We start from the raw sequence: 19,201 nt of genomic DNA, 5'->3' as shown, positions 1-19,201 counted from the left end.
CGGCCGTCGGCCGGTACTGTCTGCCTCAGGAACGTCAGCGATCTCCGCGTGCCGAGGGGGCAGCATGAACGAATCGTCGTCGCAACAGGTGTCGCAGCAGTCGTCGCAACGGGAGGGCGGCGAACTGCGGGGGCAGTTCGGTCAGGTGCTGCTGGCGACCTTCGCCTCGACGATCGGATTCTGGGCGTGGATGGTGATCGCGCCGCTGCAGAAGACCTATGCGACCGAACTCGGACTCGACGAAGGCCAGATCTCGCTCATGCTCGCCATGCCGGTGCTCGTCGGCGCGCTCGGCCGGGTCGTCGTCGGCGCCCTCACCGATCGGTTCGGCGGGCGAAAGATGTTCACCTTCGTGCTGCTCGCCTCGGTGCCCGCGGTCCTGCTGGTCGCGCTCGCCGGAGAGCTGGGGAGCTTCCCGCTCCTGCTCGTCGCCGGCTTCTACCTCGGCGTCGCCGGCACGATCTTCGCCGTCGGCGTGCCGTTCTCGAGCGCCTGGTACGAGGCGAAGCGTCGGGGATTCGCGACGGGCGTGTTCGGCATGGGCATGATCGGCACCGCGGTCTCCGCGTTCTTCACGCCGCGACTGGCCGAGAGCTTCGGGTACCTGCCGACCCACCTGCTGATCGCGGCGATCATGACGGCGACCGCGATCCTGGTGTGGGTGTTCCTGCGCGACTCGCCCCTCTGGGAGCCGAGCCGTCAGCCGCTCGTGCCGAAGGTGATGGGTGCGCTGCGGCTCCGCATCACGTGGGAGATGTCGTTCCTCTACGCGATCGTCTTCGGCGGCTTCGTCGCATTCGCGACCTTCCTGCCGAAGTACCTCACCACGATCTACCCCGACGACGTCGATCCGATCGGCGCCGGCACCCGCACGGCGCTGTTCGCCGTTGCTGCGGTGGTCGCCCGCCCGATCGGCGGGGCGCTCTCCGACCGGGTCGGCCCGAAGGTCATCTCGCTCATCTCGCTCGCGGGCATCGTCTCACTGGCGTACATCGTCGGGCAGCAACCGCCCGAGGGGGTGCTCACCGGCGCCGTCTTCATCGGAATGGCCGCCGCGATGGGGCTCGGCATGGGTGCGGTGTTCGCCTGGGTGGGGCCGTCGACTCCGAAGGACAAGGTCGGGGCGGTGACCGGCGTCGTCGCGGCCGCCGGCGGTCTCGGCGGTTACTTCCCGCCACTCGTGATGGGCGCCACCTACCAGGCGGAGACGAACTCCTACGCGCTTGGGCTCTGGCTGCTCGTGCTCGTCGGTGCGGTCGCGCTCGTCGTCGCCGGCATGCTCCGCGACGCACGACCCGGCGCCTGAGCATCAGCGGTCGGGGCGCCGGCGGTGCGGCCGTTCAGGCGCCCGGGCGGCCGCGCTCGGGCCAACGTGCGGCGAGCGCACCGGCCTTCGCCGAGAGTTCGTCGATCGAGCCCTTGCCTGCGCCGGCGGCGAGGCCCACGAGCAGGGTGCTGAGCGGGCCCGCCGGCCGGGCGACGCCGTGCGCGACCTCGCGGGTGAGGTCGAGCACCTCGCCGATCGAGACGCCCGAGGCGTCGATCCCGAGTTCCGCGGCGAGGGCGGAGACCCATTCGTCGAGTTCGCCCGGCGTCGCCTGGGCTGGTGAGTCGTTCATTCGGATCCTCTCGGGTTGCGATTCGAGGCAGCGGCGGCGCGAGCGGATGTCTCGCGCGCGCGTCGGAGGTCGGCCCACGTGTCGATGTCGGCGGCGAGGCCGTCGACGTCGGCGATCCGGTCGAGGCGGAGCCCTCCGACGAGTGCCCCGACCGATGCATCGCGCACGGCACCGAGCCGGGCGAGCGCTTCGTCGAGCCGGGCACGGCGATAGACCGCGGTGAGCCATTGCGGTCGTCCGTCGTCGAGGCAGATGCCGTCGATCCCGTCGTCCGACGGCGATTCCGTCGCCGCTCGTGCCGCGTCGGCCAGCGCGACGGCGACGGCGCGGGCGTGAGGGAGGTCGCACGAGAGCACGAGCACCCATGCGGCATCCGTCTCGCCATGCGGCTCGGCGTGGGGCAGCGCGTCGAGTGCAGCGGCCACACCGGCCACCGGACCCCCGAACGGCGGATCCTCGCGCCGCGAGATCACCGGGGGAGCGACGAGCCCCGGCGGCCCGGCGACGACCGTGCGCCCGGCGCCGGCCGCGACCGCGGCGGCCACGGCGAGATCGACGAGACGGACGCCGCCCACCTCGAGCTCGGCCTTCGGAGTGCCGCCGAGCCGGCTCGAGCGGCCGCCCGCGAGGATCACCGCGTCGAGCGTGAACACCCTCGCGCGGGCGCCGGGCCCCGGGACGGGTGCCGCGCCGGGGTCGCTTCCGGGATCCGCGCTCGGCCGGATCATCCGTCGACCAGCACGATCTGCACCTCGTCGCCCGCGCGCACCTCGTCGATGCCCGCCTCGACGATCGCGAAGCCGTCGGACGCGGCGAGTCCGCCGACGAGGTGCGACCCCGAACCGCCCTCGGCGGCCGGACGCACCCGCAACCCGCCCCCGCTCGCACCGTGGGCGCCGTCGACGATCGTGATCGGCATGTACTGCCGGCGGGCGACCGGGCTGCGCCAGCCGGCCGTGGCGACGGCGGCCAGGCGGCGGCGCTGCGTGCGCGCAGCTCCCCGGAGCAGCTGGAGCGCCGGCCGCACGAACGCCTCGAACGACACCGCCACCGCGACGGGATTGCCGGGCAGGCCGAAGACGATGATGCCGCCCGGCAGCGTTCCGAACGCCTGCGGGCTGCCGGGCTGCATCGCGACGGAGTGGAAGTCGACGCTGCCGAGGGGCTCGAGGGCCGTGCGCACGATGTCGTGATCGCCCACGCTCACCCCGCCGGAGAGCACGACGAGGTCGGGGTGCTCGGCTGCCGCCCCGGCGAGCGCCGCAGCGAACGCATCGGCGTCGTCGGGGGCGTGCTCGACCCGAACGACCGTGCCGCCCGCCTCCGTCACGAGCCCCGCCAGCAGCACCGAGTTCGATTCGGGGATCTGGCCGCGCCGGAGCGGGGCGCCGGGACCGACCAGTTCGCTGCCCGTCACGATGACGGCGACCCTCGGCGAGGGTCGCACGGCAAGTCGCGCGAGGCCGGCCGCGGCCGCGGCGGCGAGACGGGCAGCCGTCAGGACGACCCCTGCCTCGAGGATCTGCCGGCCCGCCGCGACGTCCTCGCCGGCGCGACGGATGTGCGCGGCCGGCTTCGGCGCCGCCGTCACTCGGACCGAGCGGGTACCGGAGTCGGTGTCCTCGAACGGCACGATGGCGTCGGCGTCGGACGGCACGGCCGCACCGGTCATGATCCGCACCGCCTCGCCGGGCCCGATCGCGGGATCGAGCGGGCTGCCGGCCGCCACCTCGGCGACCACCGACAGGGTCACCTGGCGGTCGGGTGCCGCGTCCGCGACATCCGCCCGGCGAACCGCGTACCCGTCCATGGCGGAGTTGTCGAAGGCGGGGATGGGCAGCCGGGTCTCGATCGACGCCCCGAGCACGAGCCCGCCGGCGTCGGCGAGCGGCACCTCGAGCGCGGCGAGCGGGCGGATGCGGGCGAGCACGTGCTCGAGATGGGCCTCGACCGACTCGTGGGCCCCGCGGCTCATGCGCCCCGCCCCATGCGCTTCGAGTCCATGCGCCAACGTTACCGGGGCTCGGGAGGCCGTCGGTTCCCGCACGGAGCGGCGATGAGGCTCCCGCAGCCGCGCCGCTGCACGCTAGCGTCGAGCCATGGAGGAAGGTCGGCAGGCATGATCGAGGTGCAACCGAGGGCCGCAGCCGGGTGGCGGGCTGCGATCGAGCTGGCGGATGCCGCCGACGCGCGCGCCGGTATCGAAACGCGCCAGGCCGCCGGCGGCGAACTCGACGAGATGCTCGCCCGATTCGAGGCGACCTGGGGTGAGGGGCGAGGGCCCGATCGCTCGATGCTGCAGGCGCTCGCGCATGCGGGCGGCACGCTGCTCGTCGCGGTGCCTCCACGGCCCGCGGCGGGCACCGGAGTCCTCGGCGCCGCCCTCGGCTTCGTCGGCTGGGAGGGCGGCTTCCACCTGCACTCGCACATGAACGCCGTCGACCCCGCTGCCCGGGGCCGCGGCATCGGGCTCGCCCTCAAGCTCCGCCAGCGCGCGATCTGCCTCGAGCACGGCATCGACGAGATCCGCTGGACGTTCGACCCGCTCATCCGTCGCAACGCCCGCATGAACCTCGTGCGGCTCGGCGCCGAGGTCATCGCCTACCACCCCGACTTCTACGGGCGGCTCGACGACGCGATCACGGGCGCCGACCGCAGCGACCGCTTCGAGGTGCGCTGGCGCCTCGACTCCGTGCGCACCGACCGCGCGCTCGCCATGCGGCCGCAGCCGACCTGGTCGGCCAGGGGCGGCCTCGCGCTCGATCCCGACTTCGAGCGACTGCGAGCGAATGCCCCCGCCGACGCGGCCCGACTCCGCGAGCGTTCGCGCGACGCCTTCGTCGCGCTCGCCGACCCCGAGCTGCGGCCCGAGCTCGACGCCGCAGGCGACTACGTCTTCACGAGCGACGACCCCGACCGGGAGGCCGAATGACACCCATGACCGGAACATCGACCACGCCGGCCGCGCAGTCGCCCCCGACACCGCGCATCGAGGCGATCGAGCTGCGTCGCATCGAGGTGCCGCTCGTGCGCCCCTTCGAGACGAGCTTCGGCCGGGAGACCGTGCGCGAGGCGCTGCTCGTGCGGGTTCGCACCGACGCGGGCGACGGCTGGGGCGAGTGCGTGGCGGGCCGTGATCCGTTCTACTCCTCGGAGTACGTCGGCGGCGCGGCATCCGTCATCGAGCGCTATCTCGCGCCGGCGCTGCTCGACGCACCGGCGGCCGGAGCGGCGCACGCTGAGCCCGCGGGCGATGCCCGCGCGGTCGGCGTGCCGCTCGCGGCATCCGTCGCGCCGGCGCTCGCCTTCGTCTCGGGTCACCGCATGGCGAAGGGCGCCATCGAGGCGGCCGTGCTCGACGCCGAGCTGCGTGCCCAGGGGCGGTCGATGGGCGAGGCGTTCGGCGCGGTGCGCGACTGGGTCGACTGCGGCGTCTCGGTCGGCATCTCCCCGACGCTCGAGGAGCTGCTCGACGAGGTCACCGGCTACCTCGAAGAGGGCTACCGGCGCATCAAGCTGAAGATCAAGCCCGGCTGGGACCTCGTGCCCGTCGCCGCGGTGCGCGAACTCATGGGGCCGGGCGGCCTGCTGCAGGTCGACGCGAACACGGCGTACACCGCCGACGACATCCCCTTGCTCGCGAGCCTCGACCCGTTCGGGCTGCTGCTCATCGAGCAGCCGTTCGCCGAGGAGGACCTCGCGACGCATGCGCTGCTCGCGAGTGCGTGCGAGACGCCGGTCTGCCTCGACGAGTCGATCCTCGACGCCGCGACGGCGGTGGACGCGATCGAACGCGGCGCGACCTCGGTCGTCAACATCAAGCCGGGGCGCATGGGCGGGTACCTCGAGGCGCTGCGCGTGCACGACGCGTGCCGTGCCCTCGACGTGCCGGTGTGGTGCGGCGGCATGCTCGAGACCGGCATCGGCCGCGCGGCGAACGTCGCCCTCGCAGCCCTGCCCGGCTTCGTGCTGCCGGGCGACACCTCCGCGTCGTCGCGGTACTACGCCGACGACGTCACGGAGCCGTTCGTGCTCGGCACGGGCGAGCACAGCGGGCAGTTGCGGGTACCGGGTGGCCCCGGCACCGGTGTCGCGGTGCGCGAGGAGCTCGTGCGCGAGTGGGCGAGTGCGGAAGCGGTCGTGCTCGCGCGCCGCTGACGCACCCCCTCCGACGTTTGCCGGGGAGGGGGGTCAGACGGTGAGGAGCGCGGCTGCGCGCTCGCCGATCGCCGCGGCGGATTCCGCCCGACCGGGGTCGTCGTCGAGCGCGAACCAGGTCGACGAGAGCGCGCACCACGCGACGAGCCACTGCGCGAGCCGGGACCGCTCGATGCCGCTCTCCTCGGCGACGACGCCGAACTGGCGTTCGAGCCGGCCGGGGCGAAGCGCCCGCTCGGGCGAGGGGTTGCAGAGCAGGTTGCAGTAGTCGAAGCCGGCTTCGCCGACGAGTCCCTTCGGGTCGATCGCGAGCCAGCCGCGCTCGCCGAAGTCGAGCACGTTGCCGTGGTGTAGGTCGCCGTGCAGCACGACCGGGTCGCGCGGGTCGTCGAGGAGGGCGGCGGCGATGTCGGCGCCGCGACGGTGCTGCGCGCCGAGGCCGTCGGCCGCCGCGAAGAGCTCTCGGAACCAGGTCGGCAGGTCGACGAGTTCGGGCGGGTCGGGGCGTTCGAGCACGAGAGCGGATGCCCCGTGGATGCGGCCGGCCGCTGCGCAGATCGTGCGGCTCGCCTCGTCGTCGCGGCCCTCGGCCACCATCCGCACGAGGTCGCGGGTTCCCGTCGCGCGCTCGAGGAGCAGCGCTTCATCGCGATGGGCGATCACCTTCGCGGCACCGTGGCCGTCGAGGGCGACGAGGAGCTCGGCGCCGCGCTCCTCCTCGTCGATGTGCGCGAGCTTCAGCATCGCCGGCGCCCCGTCGCTCGTTCGCACGGGGATGAGCCGGCTCGACGCCGTCGTCATGGGGTCGCCGTCGGGGCGCAGGTGCCAGCGCCGCAGCCATGCGGCATCGCCGGCGAATCCGGGGTTCACCGGGCCGAGGTCGCTCACGGGCGGTTCCACTCCCTGCCGGCCCACGGGTCGTAGTCGACCTCGAGCGGCTCCTGCTCGGGCCGCTGCGCCTCCGGCACGTGCTGCAGGTTCACCCGGATGCGGTACCAGAGCGAGGAGCTCCCGCGCATGCCGTCGACGAGCACGTCGGCGGGGTGGAGGAGCGCGACGACCTCGGGGTGCCTCGCCTTCCAGCGTTCGAGCCCCTCGAGCGCCTCGGGCTTCGTCTCGGCGCGGGCGATCTCGATGAGGGGCATCGTCGACGCTCGACGTCCGGAGCCGTCGGAGGACTTCGGCGGCTTCTCGGCCGGGCCGAGCTCCTCGGCGAGGGCGAGCAGCCCGTCGAGGCTGCCGACGGCGTCGTCGATGCCGGCTGCGGGGTCGCCCCGCTCGGCGAATCGCTCGAGCACGCTCGCCACGGTGAATCGCTCGGGGTGGCTGCCCCGCACCTCGCTCCAGTCGAGCGGCGTCGACACCCGCGCGTCGGGCAGCGGCCGGATGGAGTACGCCGAGGCGACGGTGCGATCCTTGGCGTTCTGGTTGAAGTCGACGAAGACGCTCTCGCCCCGCTCCTCCTTCCACCACCTCGCCGAGGCCATGCCGGGAGCCCGGTTCTCGACCTCGCGCGCGAGGGTCTCGGCCGCGAGCCGCACCTCGCGGTAGTCCCACCGGGGTTCGATGCGCACGTTGATGTGCAGGCCGCGGGAGCCCGAGGTCTTGGGCCAGCCGACGAGCCCGTGGTCGGCGAGCACTTCGCGGGCGACCATCGCGACGTCGATGATCTGCGCCCACTCGACGCCCGGCATGGGGTCGAGGTCGACGCGCAGTTCGTCGGGATGGTCGAGGTCCTCGGCTCGCACCGGGTGGGGGTTGAGGTCGAGGCAACCGAGGTTCACGACCCAGGCGAGCGCTGCGGCGTCGCGGATCACGACCTCTTCGGCCGAGTTGCCCGAGGCGTAGTGCAGTGTCGCCGTCTCGATCCAGTCGGGCCGTTTCTCGGGGGCGCGCTTCTGGAAGAACGCCTCCTGGTCGATGCCCTTCACGAACCGCTTCAGCACCATCGGCCGACCGCCGGCGCCTCGCAGCGCCCCTTCGGCGACGGCGAGGTAGTACCGCACGACGTCGAGCTTCGTCAGCCCCGCCTCGGGGAACACCACCTTGTCGGGGCTGCTGATGCGCACCTCGCGGTCGTCGATCTGCAGCACCTCGGCCGTCGACGCCTTGGGGCTCACGCTCTCCACACTAGGGCGCGGCGCCCACGAAGGGGAGGGGTGTTCACGTCAGCCGGATGGCACGGCTGCCGTCGACGACTCGGCCGTTTCCGATGCCGTTGCCGCAGCCGCGAGAGCGTATCGGCGCGGGGTCTCGCCGATCACGGCCCGGAACTGGCGCGTGAAGTGCGCCTGATCGGAGAAGCCGAGGTCGGCGGCGAGCTCGGCCAGCGACGGCGGCTCGGCCGCTGCGAGCGCCTGCGAGGCCTCCTGCATGCGGTAGCGCCCGATGAGCCACTTCGGAGTGAGGCCGAGTCGGCCGCGAACGAGCCGTTCGAGTGCGCGGAGGCTGAGCCCCGCCGCCGCGGCGAGCGACTCGGCGCGCACGATCGTGCGGTCGGTCTCGGCGAGCTCCACGACCTGCCGCAGGAGCGCGGCATCGTCGTCGAGCTCGATGCGCTGGGTGCGGAGCCACGCTTCGAAGCCGGCGATCGCGGATGCCTCGTCGCCCGCCCCGACCGCTGCGCGCACGTGCTCGGCGAAGCCGGCGGCATCCGTCGCCCGCAGCGCATCGAGTGGGACCGACGAGCCGACGATCTCGCGAACGGGGCCGGGCGCGAGGCGGTGTGCGACGCCGGGTTGCAGCAGCACGCCGAACGCCCAGCCCTCGCCCTCGAGGCGCTGGCGGCTGCGCCCGAGCTCGGGTCCGTAGAGGGCTGCCGCGTGCGGCTCGACGACGAGGTTCGCCGACGGGTAGTCGAGCACGCCCTGCTCGACGACGATGCCCGACGGCAGCCGCCAGCGGGGAATCCAGATGTGGCGCGCGAGACCCTCGAGGTCGGCGCTCACGGCGTGGCGGGTGAGGCGCACCGGGGCCTCGATCGAGTCGGCCTGTTCGGCGGCGCGGCCCGCGAGCGGCGCGATGCCGGGTTCGCCCGGTCGACCGGCGAGCACGCCCTTCACTGCGGCGCCGGCACGCGAACGCCAGTAGTTCTCACCCGTCTGCATGGGCCCAGTCTGGCGAGCCCCACCGACGTCGCCCGTGGCCGGACGGCGCGTCGCGTTTGTGCAAGACGCAGGTGCCGGGGCATCCGTAGCGTCGATGCCGACCACCGGAAACCACCACAGGAGGACACCATGCCCGATTTCGAGATGACCCTGTTCGTCGCTGCAGACCCCGCCCGCGTCTGGGACGCGATCACCGGCGAGGAGGGCAGCCGGGCCGTGATGTGGGGCTCGGCGCTGCAGGGCGAGCTCGTGCCCGGCGCTCGCTACGAGTACGTCGGGCCGGGGCAGGACGGCGACGAGACCGTGCACGTCTACGGCGAGGTGCTGCAGGCGGAGCCGAGCGCGATCCTGCAGCTCACCGAGCACCCAGGGCCCACCTACCGGGAGAACCACGCGGAGCTCCGCAGCCGCATGACCTGGCGCCTCGAACCGGCGGGGGAGTCGCTGACGAAGCTCACCTTCACGAACGACGAATGGAGCGAGGGCCACCCCGCCGAAGCCGAGACCTCCGACACCTGGCCGCTCGTGCTCTCGAGCTTCAAGTCGTGGGTCGAGACCGGCAGGGCGTTGCCGTTCCCCTCGTGACCCCGCGCGGAGTAGGTTGATGCCACCACTGGTCGGCGAAGGAGGCACCATGGGGCGAGAACCCGCGTTTCGGATCGTGCGCTGGGAGCTCAAGGTGCTCTACATCGTCGTCGCGTGGATCGTGGGATACGCGCTCGCCGACCTGCTCCGCCGGCTCGACGCGGCGGAGATCGTCATCGGCATCGTCAGCCTGATCCTCGACATCGTCGCCTTCGTGATCGCGGTGCGGATCTTCCGTGGGCGGGGCGAACCGATCGACCCGCCGCGGGCGTGGTGGCGCATGACCGGGTGGCGACCGCTCAGCCGTCGGCTCGGCGTCGTCTTCGGCGCGCTCGCGGCATTCAGCCTGGTCTGCGTCGTCGGCGAGAGCGTGGGAGCCGTAGCGGCGAATGGGGCGGCCTTCGGCTGGCTCGGACTGACCGTGCAATCGGGCGTGCTCTGTCTCCTCTACCTGAACTCCGCGGCGCAGATGACCCGCCTCGGCATCGTGAAGCCCGAGCGCCTGCGCCCGACGATCCGGTTGACGTAGCGCGTCGGCGTGGTGCGCTGCCGAGTTCCCCGGCGGCGCGAGCCGTAGGATCGCAGCATGGCTGACGACGCGGTGAAGCAGGCTCAGGAGGCGGCCGCTGCGGCCGCCGAAGCGGCGAAGGCGCTGCAGGCGCAGGCCGAGGAGGCGATGCGCAAGGCGGAGGAGGCCGCGGCACTCGCGAAGGCCGCGGCCGAGGCTGCGACGACGGCGACGGATGCCGCGGCGCCCGCCGTGGCCAGCCCGGCGCCCGAGCCCGCGCCTGCGGCGCCCGCCTCCGACGCATCCGGCCCGCTCGACCAGGCCCAGGTCGATGCGATCCGAGCCGGTTACGAGCTGGACGGCGCCGCCCTCGAGATCGGCGCACTCGTCAACGGCGAGGCGCTGCCCGACGTGCCGGTGCGCATTCCGCTCGCGATGACGAACCGGCACGGGCTCGTCGCCGGTGCGACCGGCACCGGCAAGACCCGCACGCTGCAGGTGCTCGCCGAGCAGCTCTCGGCCCATGGCGTGGCCGTCTTCGCCGCCGACATCAAGGGCGACCTCTCGGGCGTCGCGACACCGGGCGAGGGCAACGAGAAGCTGCTGGCGCGCACCGAGGGCATCGGCCAGCGGTGGAGCCCCGCGAGCTTCCCGACCGAGTTCTACTCGCTCGGCGGCGTCGGCCGCGGCGTGCCCATCCGGGCGACGATCTCGGGCTTCGGCCCGCTGCTGCTCTCGAAGGCGCTCGGCCTCAACGAGACGCAGGAGTCGAGCCTCGGCCTCGTCTTCCACTACGCGAACGAGCACGGCCTCGCACTGCTCGACCTCGAAGACCTGCGGGCGGTGCTCGCCTACCTCGTGAGCGACGAGGGCAAGCCCGAGCTCGAGGGGCTCGGCGGCCTGTCGAAGGCGACCGTCGGCGTGATCCTGCGGGAACTCATCACCTTCGCCGACCAGGGCGCCGACGTCTTCTTCGGCGAACCCGAGATCGACACGGCCGAGTTCCTGCGCGTGGCCGCCGACGGCCGCGGCGTCATCAGCCTGCTCGAGGTGCCGGGCGTCGCCGACAAGCCGGCGCTCTACTCCACGTTCCTCATGTGGCTGCTCGCCGACCTCTTCACCGATCTGCCCGAGGTCGGCGACCTCGACCAGCCGAAGCTCGTCTTCTTCTTCGACGAGGCGCACCTGCTCTTCAACGATGCCTCGAAGGACTTCCTCGCGCAGATCACGCAGACCGTGCGACTCATCCGTTCGAAGGGCGTCGGCGTCTTCTTCGTGACGCAGACGCCGAAGGACGTGCCGGCCGACGTGCTCGCCCAGCTCGGCTCGCGCGTGCAGCACCAGTTGCGCGCCTTCACGCCCGACGACGCGAAGGCGCTGCGTGCGACGGTGTCGACGTACCCGAAGTCGGGCTACGACCTCGAGGAGGCGCTCACCCAGCTCGGAACGGGCGAGGCGATCGTCACCGTCATGAACGAGAAGGGCGCACCGAGCCCCGTCGCCTGGACGCGGCTGCGGGCCCCGCAGGCGTCGATGTCGCCGTCGCCCGATACCGCGATCGACGCGGCCGTCACCGCGTCGCCGCTCATGGCGAAGTACGGCACCGGCATCGACCGGGAGTCGGCGCACGAGATCCTCACCAAGAAGCTCGCGGATGCCGCGGCCAAGGTCGACGCCGAGCAGGCGGCCGTCGCGAAGGCGAAGGCCGACGCCGAGTTCGAGAAGATGCAGGCGAAGATCCAGGCGGACGCCGCGAAGGCCGACCGGAAGGCGCAGGCCGAGTACGACCGGCTCATGAAGCGGACCTCGACGACCTCGCGGTCGCGCTCCTCGCGATCGAAGGAGAAGTCGGCGCTCGAGCAGGTACTCGGCTCGAAGACCACGCAGAACGTGCTGACGAGCGTCATCACCGGCATCTTCGGCATGGCCAAGCGCCGCTGAGCGCGCCTCACGGGTTCACCGGTCGCGTCGGCGTCATGCGGGAGGATGGACGCGTGCCAGAGATCCGCCCGTACCGCCCCGCCGACCGCGAGCAGGTCGCCCGGATCTGCCTGCTGACGGCGGCCGCGGGCGGCGACGCCACGGGGGTCTACTCCGACGACGCACTCATGCCCGAGGTGTTCGCGCTGCCCTACGTCGAGTACGCGCCCGAGCTCGCGTTCGTCGTCGCAGACGGGGAGCGGGTGCTCGGCTACGTGATCGGGGTGGCCGACACGGCCGCCTTCGTCGAGTGGTGGAGACGGGAGTGGGCGCCGGGGTTCGCCGCGCGGCATCCGTCGCCGGGTGCCCCCACGGGCCGCGAACCGGACTTCACCGAGGCGCAGCTGCTCGAGGCGGGCACCGCGCCCGAACGCATGCTCATCGACGAGCTCGCCGAGTACCCGGCGCACCTGCACATCGACCTGCTGCCCGAGCTGCAGGGGCAGGGGTTCGGCCGGCGTCTCATCGACACGTTGCGAGGGGCGCTCGCGGCGCGAGGCGTGCCTGCGGTGCATCTCGGCATGGACGCCGCGAACATCGGCGCCAGGGCCTTCTACGACCGGCTCGGATTCCACGAGCTGCCGTCGAGCCGCGTGAACTCGCCGTTGCTCGGCATCGCGACGAGCCAGGCCGGCGCGGCGGTCAGCGACTGAGCGAGCGCCGCTCGAACCAGTAGAGCAGGCGCGGGTTCGCCTCGCGCAACTCCGCGAGCGTCATCGGCTCGGAGCCGATGGTCTCCTCGACGCCCAGCGTCTCCGCGACCTTGTTCATCGTGGGTTCGTCCCAGAACCGGCCGCGCATGCGGAACGCGCCCCTGCCGGTGCGTTCGACCACGAAGAGCTCCTGCGTGGTGTCGAGGCTGTTCGCCCGGTAGAGCTGCACGCGCAGCACCCCGGCGACGTCGCGTGCGGCGACGGTCGAGACCCCGCCGAAGAAACCGCGCTCGACGATGCCGTAGCGGCTGATCGAGGCGTTGGCGCGGCGGTAGCCGATCCATGCGACGAGGATCACCGCCAGCACGGCCGCCGCGGTCACCGCGACGAGACGCCATGCCTCGCTCGAGTCCAGCAGCCAGATCTCGGCGGCGAGCACCGGCACGGCGAGCGCGGCGATCGGCAATCCGGCGCTTCGTCCGAGAGTGCGGCGTGGCCTCAGGGTGATCACCCTGAGGCCCTCGCCCCCTACTGCCGCCGCATCGATGGAGGAGCCCCCTGCGTCCCCACTCCTCGTTTCCATCGCAGCCGCTGACATCTCTCACATCATGGGCGCCCCTGCGGTTTCGCACCATTCCGCATTAATGAGGACACGGGTCGGGTCGGGCGAGTCGCGAGCCCGGGACGGCGCCGGAATGTCGGCCGGAAATGAAGAACGGCCCCGACGTATCGGGGCCGTTCTGTCCGCGGAGGATGGGGGATTCGAACCCCCGAGGGCTTGCACCCAACACGCTTTCCAAGCGTGCGCCATAGGCCACTAGGCGAATCCTCCCGGGGACTCCTCACGCACCCGCCAGAGCCCGGTTGCCCTTGCTGCGTTTCCGCCCTGGGGGAGTTGGCCTGGATGGCGCCACGTGAGGAGCCGGAGACAGTCTACCCGAGCGCGGACGGCAGTCTTGACCGCGGCCGGTTCAGCGAGCGGATGCCGCTCCGGTACGGGCCGCTCGCTGCTCAGCGCGCCCGTGAGCGGCGCCCGCCGAACCCCCGACGGTACGGTGGATCGATGGTCGACACCGACACCGTGCTCGAATTCGTCGAGGTCGCTCGCGCGGAGGCGGGGCGCCGGATCGTCGTCGGCGTGTCGGGCTACTGCGGTGCCGGCAAGTCGACGCTCGCGCGTTCCCTGGCCGAGCACACCGACATCGTCCGTCTCCGCGGTGACGATTTCCTGGATCCGGCGCGTTCGCACCGACGATCGAGCGACTGGGACGGCGTCGAGCGCGTTCGGCTCGCCGATGAGGTGCTCAGGCCGTTCCATGAAGGGCGCGGAGGAGCGTTCCGCCCGTACGACTGGAACCTGGGGTGTCTCGGGGATCCCAGGCCGCTGCCGACCGCCGAGGTGATCGTGGTCGACCTCATCGGGCTCTTCCATCCCGAGACGGTGAACCTGCTCGATGTTCGCATCTGGATGGATCTCGATCTCGCAACCGCCGCGGAACGGGGCAAGGCTCGCGACGACGCGCTCGGACGAAGCCACGCCCGTCTCTGGGACGAGGTCTGGGTGCCGAACGACCGCGACTTCGCCGAGCGCTTCCGACCCCGTGACCAGGCGCATCTGATCGTCGACTCCCGTTGAGTCCGGGCGCAACCCGTCGAGGGCGCGGTCGGTTCAGCGAGCGGATGCCTCTGCGGTGCGGGCCGCCCGCGCAGCGAGGAAGGCCTCGAACGCCTCGCGGCTCGTCTTCGCCGGCGTGAATCCCAGCTCGGCCTTCAGGCGCGAGTTGTCGAGCACGGGGCGGTAGCGCAGGAACCCGACCCGCTCGGGGCCGTGCACCGTGAGCTTCACCGCGTGACCGACGCGGAGCGCCAGCGTGAGCAGCGACGGCGGCACCGTGACCGTGCGCTTGCCGAGTGTGCCCGCGATCTCCGAGACCGTCATGCGGCCGTCGCCCGCGACGTTGAACGCGCCCGTGACCTCGCCCGTAGCGCCGCGCACGATCGCGCCGACCACGTCGTCGACCCAGACGAAGACGAACGGGCTGTCGGAGCCGCGGATCGCGAGGATGCGGGGTCCGTCCCAGAGCGCCGTGATCTGGTTCGCCACCGATGGCCCGAGGATCGTGCCGATGCGGAGCACCACCTGCCCGAGCTCGGGATGCGCGACGCGGTAGGCGGCGAGCATCTCCTCGACGAGGCGCTTGTGCCGCGAGTAGCTGAACTCCTCGTTGCCGCGGATGCGGTCGGTCTCGACGAGCCACTCGGGGTTGTCGGCGTGGTATCCGTAGGCGGCGCCCGACGATGAGACGACGATGCGGGTCACGCCGAACGCGACGGCGGCGTCGAGCACGTTGCGCGTGCCCTCGACGTCGACGCGGTACTCGATGTCTTCGCTCAGCCCGCCTGGGTTCACGATCGCGGCGAGGTGCACGATCGTGTCGATGCGGTGGTCGCGCACGACGGCCGCGACGTTCGCGGCATCCGTCACGTCGCAGTGCTCGATCAGCACGCCATCGGGAACGCTGGACGGCGTGCGCACGTCGCCGGCCACGACGAGTTCGACCTCTGGATGCCCCGCGAGCGCGCGCACTGCGCTCGACCCGAGGAATCCGGCGCCGCCCGTGACGAGCACGCGCCTCATGCGGCGGGCCCCGCTTCGCTCGCCGCAGCGCCCTCCGAGCGAGCAGCTTCGGGCGAGGCCGACGCGGTTGCGGCATCCGCTCGCTTGGAGTGCCGTGCCCAGAGGGTCGCAACCGTGAGGCCCGCGATGATGTCCCAGATGCCCCACCAGCCCGCGACGACGGCCATGCCGCCGAGACCGCCGAAGAAGGCGAAGACGAGGCCGAGCCCGAGGCCCGCGTTGCGGATGCCGACCTCGAACGTGATCGCCTTGCGGTCGCGCACGCCGAGGCCGCCGATGCGGGCGCTCGCGTACCCGAGGCCGAGCGCCACGGCGTCGTGCAGGAACACCGCGAGCAGCACGACCCCGATGAACGCCATGAAGATCGCCCAGTTGCCGATGAGGGCCGCCGCGATGAAGCCGACGAGGCCGATGAGGCTCACCCAGCGCGCGTAGGGCTGCACCTTCGCCGCGAAGCGCGGCAGCTTCGCGCGGATCAGGAGACCGGCGAAGAACGGCACGCCGATGATGAGGAAGATCTCGAAGAGCATCTGCCAGCCGTCGAGGCTCACCTCGTGCACGAGCTTGCTCGCGGTCGGGTGCAGGCCGCCCCAGAACGCGAGGCTGATCGGCAGCAGGAAGATGTAGATCACGTTCGAGACGGCCGTCATCGAGACCGAGAGCGCCACGTTGCCGCCCGAGCGGTAGGTCAGCACCTGCGAGATGTTGCCGGGCGGGCAGCACGCCACGAGGATCATGCCGAGTGCGATCGACGCCTGCACGTTCAGCAGCAGGGTCAAGCCGAAGGTCACAGCCGGCAGCAGGACGATCTGCGCCGCGAGCGCGATGATCATGGCCTTCGGCGCCTTGGCGACGGCCGTGAAGTCGGAGGGCGCGGTGTCGAGCGCGATGCCGAACATGATGAGCCCGAGCACGATGTTCAGCGCGATGAGCGAGCCCGGGGTGAAGTTCAGGACGACGTCGTCGATGTTCATGCGGTGCCGCTTTCGGTCTGGATGTTCGAGTCGGTGGCCGTCGCGGTCGCGGTCGCGGCGACGAGGCTGTGGGGGAGGAGCGGGCCGCGCTCGGAGGTCAGGGGCAGCGTGCCGAGCAGGCGCTTCACCGTGCGCCGGTACGCGTCCTTGTTGACGTAGTACGACATGCGGTCGAGGCCGAGGTAGTCGTAGCCGCCGGTGAGGTCGGGCCACGGGGCATCCGCTCGCTGCCGGAACCGCGCTGCGGCCTCGGGGGCGTCGTCGGCGGCGGCGAGGTAGGCGGCGATGAGCTCCGCCTGCTCGTAGCGCCCCTGCCAGCCGATGCCCGACGCCTCGATCATGCCGAGCACGAAGAGGCCGTTGAACGAGGGCGGGAAGACGTTCATGAAGAGCGACGGCGAGGCGCCCTCCCAGTTCAGGTGCTCGCGCCCGACGAACGGGTAGTCGAGGCGGTAGCCCGTCGCGAGCATGATGAGGTCGTAGTCGGCCGACGAACCGTCGGAGAAGTGCACCGTGCGCCCGTCGAAGCGGTCGATGTCGGGAACCACCCGCAGGTCGCCCTGGCCGAGGTGGTTCAGCACCATCGTGTTCACGATCGGGTGCGATTCGTAGATCTTGTAGTCGGGCTTCGGGAACCCGAACTTCACCGGGTCGCCCGTGAACGCCTGCAGCACGCGCGTGTCGATGAACTGCTTGATGCGCGCCGGCAGCGGTCGCCCCTGGTTCAGGGTGTCCGACGGTCGGCCGAAGAGGTAGCGGGGCACGAAGTAGTACCCGCGTCGCACGCTCAGGTCGACGGATGCCGCGTGGTGCACGGCATCGACCGCGATGTCGCACCCGGAGTTGCCGGCCCCGATGATGAGCACCCGCCTGCCGTCGAACACCTTCGCCGACTTGTACGCGCTCGTGTGCATGATCTCGCCGTCGAACGAACCCGCGAAGCCGGGAACGTTGGGTTCGGCGAGCGTGCCGTTGGCGAGGATCACGCCCGAGTAGTCGCCCGTGATCGTCTCGCCGTCGGCGGTGACGGCGGTGACCCGCCATCTCGGTGCGCCGGGCTCGGGCGTGCCGGGCACGCCGCTCGCGGGAGCCGGCAGCGGCGAGACATCCGTCACCCGCGTCTCGAAGCGGAACCGCTCGCGCAGTCCGAACGCGTCGGCGTAGGTGCGGAAGTACTCGAGCAGCTCGCGGTGGCTCGGGTAGTCGGCGGTCGAGGCCATGGGGAACTCGGCGAACTCGGTCGTCGTGCGACTCGAGATGAGATGCGCCGACTCGTACATGGTCGAGCGCGGGTTGTCGATGTTCCAGAGGCCGCCGACGTCGGGGCCGGCCTCGAATCCGTCGAAGGGGATGCCGGCGCGGCTGAGCGCTCGCGCGCCGGCCAGGCCGGACGGGCCCGCTCCGATGAGGGCGATGTTGTTCACAGGGGGTGTCTCTGTTCGGGTCGCACCGCTGGGGGAGTCGGCACGGCACGTCGATGTGCCCGAACAGCATAAGCGAAGACTGCTCGGGTTTCGTTCGCGCTGCGCGGCTGGGCCGGACCATAGGCTGGGATGACGACGGATGAGGGGGATCTCAGTGGATGCAGGGCTCGCGAAACTCGCGGCGGAGGCGTACGTGTACGGCTTCCCGATCGTGTTCGACCTCGAGCAGGTGAACCGCTACGTGACGACCGGCATCGGAGCGAACCCGGCCGCGCCGTTCAACACCTTCAGCCATGCGCGTGCGCTCACGACGGCCGACGACACCTTCGTCTCGATCAACAACGACACCGTCTACTCGATGGCTTCGATCGACCTCAGCGTCGGGCCGGTGCTGCTGAGCGTGCCCGACACGGCCGGCCGATACTACGTGCTGCAGTTCGTCGACGCGTGGACGAACAACTTCGCCTACGTGGGCAAGCGCGCCACGGGCACCGGCGCCCGCGACTTCCTGCTGCTGCCGCCCGACTGGGAGGGAGAGGCCGATGACGCCGGCGATGCGATCGCGATCCGCTTCCCGACCCGCATCGCCTCCATCGTCGGGCGCTGGGCGTGCGACGGCACCGACGATCTGCCCGCGGTGCACGCGCTGCAGGACGCGACGACGCTCACACCCTTGCGCCGCTCGCTCGTGCCGCCCGTCGGGCTCCCCGAGGCCGAGGCCGGGCCGACCGAGGCGCTCGACTTCTTCGAGAAGCTCCGGGTGTACTCGCAGACCTTCCCGCCGGGCGAGCGGGATGCCGCGCTGCAGGCGTCGTTCGCCCCGCTCGGGCTCCTCGGGGCGGAGCCCGTCGGTTCGCTCGACGACGAGGTGAAGGTGGCACTCGAGGCGGGCTTCATGCAGGGCCGGGCGCTCCTCGATCAGATCCTGCACTCGGGCGCCGCTCCGGTCGTGAACGGCTGGACGCTGACCTACCACGTCTTCGACTACAACCTCGACTTCTTCGAGGTCGGCACCATCGACGACCCCGCGTGGAAGATCGCCGACCCGAAGGTGCGCATCGCGCAGCGTGCCGCCGGCGCGCTCGGCGGGCTCTGGGGCAACCACGCCTACGAGGCCGCCTACGTCATGACCTATGTCGACGCGGCGGGCGAGCCGCTCGACGGCTCGCACTCGTACACGCTGCGGCTGTCGCCGACGCCGCCGGTCGGTGCGTTCTGGTCGCTCACGATGTACAGCGTGCCGAACTTCTACCTCGTGGCCAACGAGATCGAGCGGTACTCGATCGGCGACCGCACGGCCGGCGTCGTGCGCGACGCCGATGGCGGGATCACCATCACGATGAGCGCGGCACGCCCCGCCGACCCGGCGGCGGCCGCGAACTGGCTGCCGGCCCCGACCGGGGCGTTCCGCCCGCTCCTGCGCATGTACATGCCCGACGAGTCCGTGATCGACGGCAGCTACGTGCTGCCCGCGATCGAGCGTTCGGCGTAGTTCCGCTCGAGCGCTGCCGGGGTCATCCGCACGGCGGATGGCCCCCGCCCTGACGATCCGACC

At 71.8% G+C, this 19,201-nt stretch carries 19 protein-coding genes, 1 tRNA gene and 1 other RNA gene; 9 read left to right on the top strand and 12 right to left on the bottom strand.

Annotation, left to right across the window (positions count from 1 at the left end; translation table 11 throughout):
* Positions 1-64: 64 nt before the first annotated feature.
* A complete protein-coding gene (locus tag BJY17_RS07435; RefSeq protein ID WP_179550798.1) occupies positions 65-1,306 on the top strand; it encodes an MFS transporter in 1,242 nt (413 codons plus the stop codon).
* Between the two features lie 34 nt (positions 1,307-1,340).
* Here BJY17_RS07435 and BJY17_RS07430 read toward each other — a convergent pair whose 3' ends face one another.
* Genes BJY17_RS07430 through BJY17_RS07420 form a run of 3 tightly spaced genes read right to left on the bottom strand, consistent with a single transcriptional unit; the run spans position 1,341 to position 3,594 of the window.
* Entirely contained in the window at positions 1,341-1,619 is a 279-nt protein-coding gene (locus tag BJY17_RS07430) for a DUF6457 domain-containing protein (protein ID WP_179550797.1), read from the bottom strand.
* Positions 1,616-2,347 (bottom strand): molybdenum cofactor guanylyltransferase, encoded by a 732-nt coding sequence (gene mobA / locus BJY17_RS07425; protein ID WP_179550796.1) that lies wholly within the window; start codon positions 2,345-2,347, stop codon positions 1,616-1,618. The genes BJY17_RS07430 and mobA overlap by 4 nt, the downstream gene beginning before the upstream one ends.
* On the bottom strand, positions 2,344-3,594 hold the full coding sequence (locus tag BJY17_RS07420; RefSeq protein ID WP_179550795.1) for a molybdopterin molybdotransferase MoeA: 1,251 nt from the start codon (positions 3,592-3,594) through the stop codon (positions 2,344-2,346). Before BJY17_RS07420 ends, mobA begins: the two co-directional genes overlap by 4 nt.
* Before the next feature lie 144 nt (positions 3,595-3,738).
* Between BJY17_RS07420 and BJY17_RS07415 the strand changes: the two genes are divergently transcribed.
* Positions 3,739-4,551 (top strand): hypothetical protein, encoded by an 813-nt coding sequence (locus BJY17_RS07415; protein ID WP_179550794.1) that lies wholly within the window; start codon positions 3,739-3,741, stop codon positions 4,549-4,551.
* Positions 4,552-4,556: 5 nt separating this feature from the next.
* Entirely contained in the window at positions 4,557-5,777 is a 1,221-nt protein-coding gene (gene menC, locus BJY17_RS07410; RefSeq protein ID WP_179550793.1) for an o-succinylbenzoate synthase, read from the top strand.
* A 33-nt stretch (positions 5,778-5,810) separates the two neighbouring features.
* On the opposite strand, the gene BJY17_RS07405 is transcribed toward menC, so the two are convergent.
* From BJY17_RS07405 to BJY17_RS07395, 3 genes are read right to left on the bottom strand one after another with little or no spacing between them, the layout of a single operon-like run.
* Positions 5,811-6,665 carry an aminoglycoside phosphotransferase family protein gene (locus BJY17_RS07405; RefSeq protein ID WP_218889861.1) on the bottom strand — a complete coding sequence of 285 codons (855 nt, stop codon included), beginning with the start codon at positions 6,663-6,665 and terminating at the stop codon, positions 5,811-5,813.
* On the bottom strand, positions 6,662-7,897 hold the full coding sequence (gene ligD, locus BJY17_RS07400) for a non-homologous end-joining DNA ligase (protein WP_179550792.1): 1,236 nt from the start codon (positions 7,895-7,897) through the stop codon (positions 6,662-6,664). Before ligD ends, BJY17_RS07405 begins: the two co-directional genes overlap by 4 nt.
* A gap of 48 nt (positions 7,898-7,945) precedes the next feature.
* The gene (locus tag BJY17_RS07395; RefSeq protein WP_179550791.1) at positions 7,946-8,884 is read right to left on the bottom strand and encodes an AraC family transcriptional regulator; all 939 of its coding nucleotides are present in this window, start codon (positions 8,882-8,884) and stop codon (positions 7,946-7,948) included.
* 129 nt (positions 8,885-9,013) lie between these two features.
* Between BJY17_RS07395 and BJY17_RS07390 the strand changes: the two genes are divergently transcribed.
* From BJY17_RS07390 to BJY17_RS07375, 4 genes are read left to right on the top strand one after another with little or no spacing between them, the layout of a single operon-like run.
* On the top strand, positions 9,014-9,469 hold the full coding sequence (locus BJY17_RS07390) for an SRPBCC domain-containing protein (RefSeq protein WP_179550790.1): 456 nt from the start codon (positions 9,014-9,016) through the stop codon (positions 9,467-9,469).
* 49 nt (positions 9,470-9,518) lie between these two features.
* Complete coding sequence (locus BJY17_RS07385) at positions 9,519-9,998, top strand: hypothetical protein (protein WP_179550789.1); 480 nt, start codon at positions 9,519-9,521, stop codon at positions 9,996-9,998.
* Between the two features lie 57 nt (positions 9,999-10,055).
* Complete coding sequence (locus tag BJY17_RS07380; RefSeq protein ID WP_179550788.1) at positions 10,056-11,918, top strand: helicase HerA-like domain-containing protein; 1,863 nt, start codon at positions 10,056-10,058, stop codon at positions 11,916-11,918.
* A gap of 53 nt (positions 11,919-11,971) precedes the next feature.
* Entirely contained in the window at positions 11,972-12,610 is a 639-nt protein-coding gene (locus tag BJY17_RS07375; protein ID WP_322789776.1) for a GNAT family N-acetyltransferase, read from the top strand.
* Here BJY17_RS07375 and BJY17_RS07370 read toward each other — a convergent pair.
* From BJY17_RS07370 to ffs, 3 genes are all read right to left on the bottom strand, one after another.
* A complete protein-coding gene (locus BJY17_RS07370) occupies positions 12,600-13,076 on the bottom strand; it encodes a hypothetical protein (RefSeq protein ID WP_179550786.1) in 477 nt (158 codons plus the stop codon). The two genes, BJY17_RS07375 and BJY17_RS07370, sit on opposite strands and share 11 nt — an antisense overlap.
* A gap of 281 nt (positions 13,077-13,357) precedes the next feature.
* Positions 13,358-13,442: transfer RNA gene (locus tag BJY17_RS07365), tRNA-Ser, on the bottom strand.
* An RNA gene (ffs, locus tag BJY17_RS07360) (signal recognition particle sRNA small type) lies at positions 13,441-13,537 on the bottom strand. The genes BJY17_RS07365 and ffs overlap by 2 nt, the downstream gene beginning before the upstream one ends.
* A gap of 136 nt (positions 13,538-13,673) precedes the next feature.
* On the opposite strand from ffs, the gene BJY17_RS07355 reads away from it, so the two are divergent.
* The gene (locus BJY17_RS07355) at positions 13,674-14,246 is read left to right on the top strand and encodes a uridine kinase family protein (protein WP_179550785.1); all 573 of its coding nucleotides are present in this window, start codon (positions 13,674-13,676) and stop codon (positions 14,244-14,246) included.
* A gap of 33 nt (positions 14,247-14,279) precedes the next feature.
* Here the strand turns inward: BJY17_RS07355 and BJY17_RS07350 are convergent, their stop codons facing one another.
* Genes BJY17_RS07350 through BJY17_RS07340 form a run of 3 tightly spaced genes read right to left on the bottom strand, consistent with a single transcriptional unit; the run spans position 14,280 to position 17,646 of the window.
* Positions 14,280-15,248, bottom strand: coding sequence for an NAD-dependent epimerase/dehydratase family protein (locus BJY17_RS07350; RefSeq protein WP_179550784.1), 969 nt, complete (start codon positions 15,246-15,248; stop codon positions 14,280-14,282).
* Positions 15,245-16,222 carry a bile acid:sodium symporter family protein gene (locus BJY17_RS07345; protein ID WP_179550783.1) on the bottom strand — a complete coding sequence of 326 codons (978 nt, stop codon included), beginning with the start codon at positions 16,220-16,222 and terminating at the stop codon, positions 15,245-15,247. The genes BJY17_RS07350 and BJY17_RS07345 overlap by 4 nt, the downstream gene beginning before the upstream one ends.
* Entirely contained in the window at positions 16,219-17,646 is a 1,428-nt protein-coding gene (locus tag BJY17_RS07340; protein WP_179550782.1) for a flavin-containing monooxygenase, read from the bottom strand. The genes BJY17_RS07345 and BJY17_RS07340 overlap by 4 nt, the downstream gene beginning before the upstream one ends.
* 154 nt (positions 17,647-17,800) lie before the next feature.
* Here BJY17_RS07340 and BJY17_RS07335 point away from each other — a divergent pair, with 154 nt between their 5' ends.
* Positions 17,801-19,138 carry a DUF1254 domain-containing protein gene (locus BJY17_RS07335; RefSeq protein ID WP_322789775.1) on the top strand — a complete coding sequence of 446 codons (1,338 nt, stop codon included), beginning with the start codon at positions 17,801-17,803 and terminating at the stop codon, positions 19,136-19,138.
* The last annotated feature ends 63 nt before the right edge of the window (positions 19,139-19,201 follow it).

This window comes from Agromyces hippuratus, from assembly GCF_013410355.1.
GTDB lineage: Bacteria > Actinomycetota > Actinomycetes > Actinomycetales > Microbacteriaceae > Agromyces > Agromyces hippuratus.
Note: the sequence above shows the minus strand (reverse complement) of the source record. Positions and strands in the feature narration are given on the sequence as shown.

Excerpts from the sequence above, each read along its gene's own strand:
- BJY17_RS07435 (WP_179550798.1), top strand. The coding sequence starts at position 65 with ATGAACGAATCGTCGTCGCAACAGGTGTCGCAGCAGTCGTCGCAACGG.
- BJY17_RS07430 (WP_179550797.1), bottom strand. The coding sequence starts at position 1,619 with ATGAACGACTCACCAGCCCAGGCGACGCCGGGCGAACTCGACGAATGG.
- mobA (WP_179550796.1), bottom strand. The coding sequence starts at position 2,347 with ATGATCCGGCCGAGCGCGGATCCCGGAAGCGACCCCGGCGCGGCACCC.
- BJY17_RS07420 (WP_179550795.1), bottom strand. The coding sequence starts at position 3,594 with ATGAGCCGCGGGGCCCACGAGTCGGTCGAGGCCCATCTCGAGCACGTG.
- BJY17_RS07415 (WP_179550794.1), top strand. The coding sequence starts at position 3,739 with ATGATCGAGGTGCAACCGAGGGCCGCAGCCGGGTGGCGGGCTGCGATC.
- menC (WP_179550793.1), top strand. The coding sequence starts at position 4,557 with ATGACCGGAACATCGACCACGCCGGCCGCGCAGTCGCCCCCGACACCG.
- BJY17_RS07395 (WP_179550791.1), bottom strand. The coding sequence starts at position 8,884 with ATGCAGACGGGTGAGAACTACTGGCGTTCGCGTGCCGGCGCCGCAGTG.
- BJY17_RS07390 (WP_179550790.1), top strand. The coding sequence starts at position 9,014 with ATGCCCGATTTCGAGATGACCCTGTTCGTCGCTGCAGACCCCGCCCGC.
- BJY17_RS07385 (WP_179550789.1), top strand. The coding sequence starts at position 9,519 with ATGGGGCGAGAACCCGCGTTTCGGATCGTGCGCTGGGAGCTCAAGGTG.
- BJY17_RS07380 (WP_179550788.1), top strand. The coding sequence starts at position 10,056 with ATGGCTGACGACGCGGTGAAGCAGGCTCAGGAGGCGGCCGCTGCGGCC.
- BJY17_RS07355 (WP_179550785.1), top strand. The coding sequence starts at position 13,674 with ATGGTCGACACCGACACCGTGCTCGAATTCGTCGAGGTCGCTCGCGCG.
- BJY17_RS07350 (WP_179550784.1), bottom strand. The coding sequence starts at position 15,248 with ATGAGGCGCGTGCTCGTCACGGGCGGCGCCGGATTCCTCGGGTCGAGC.
- BJY17_RS07345 (WP_179550783.1), bottom strand. The coding sequence starts at position 16,222 with ATGAACATCGACGACGTCGTCCTGAACTTCACCCCGGGCTCGCTCATC.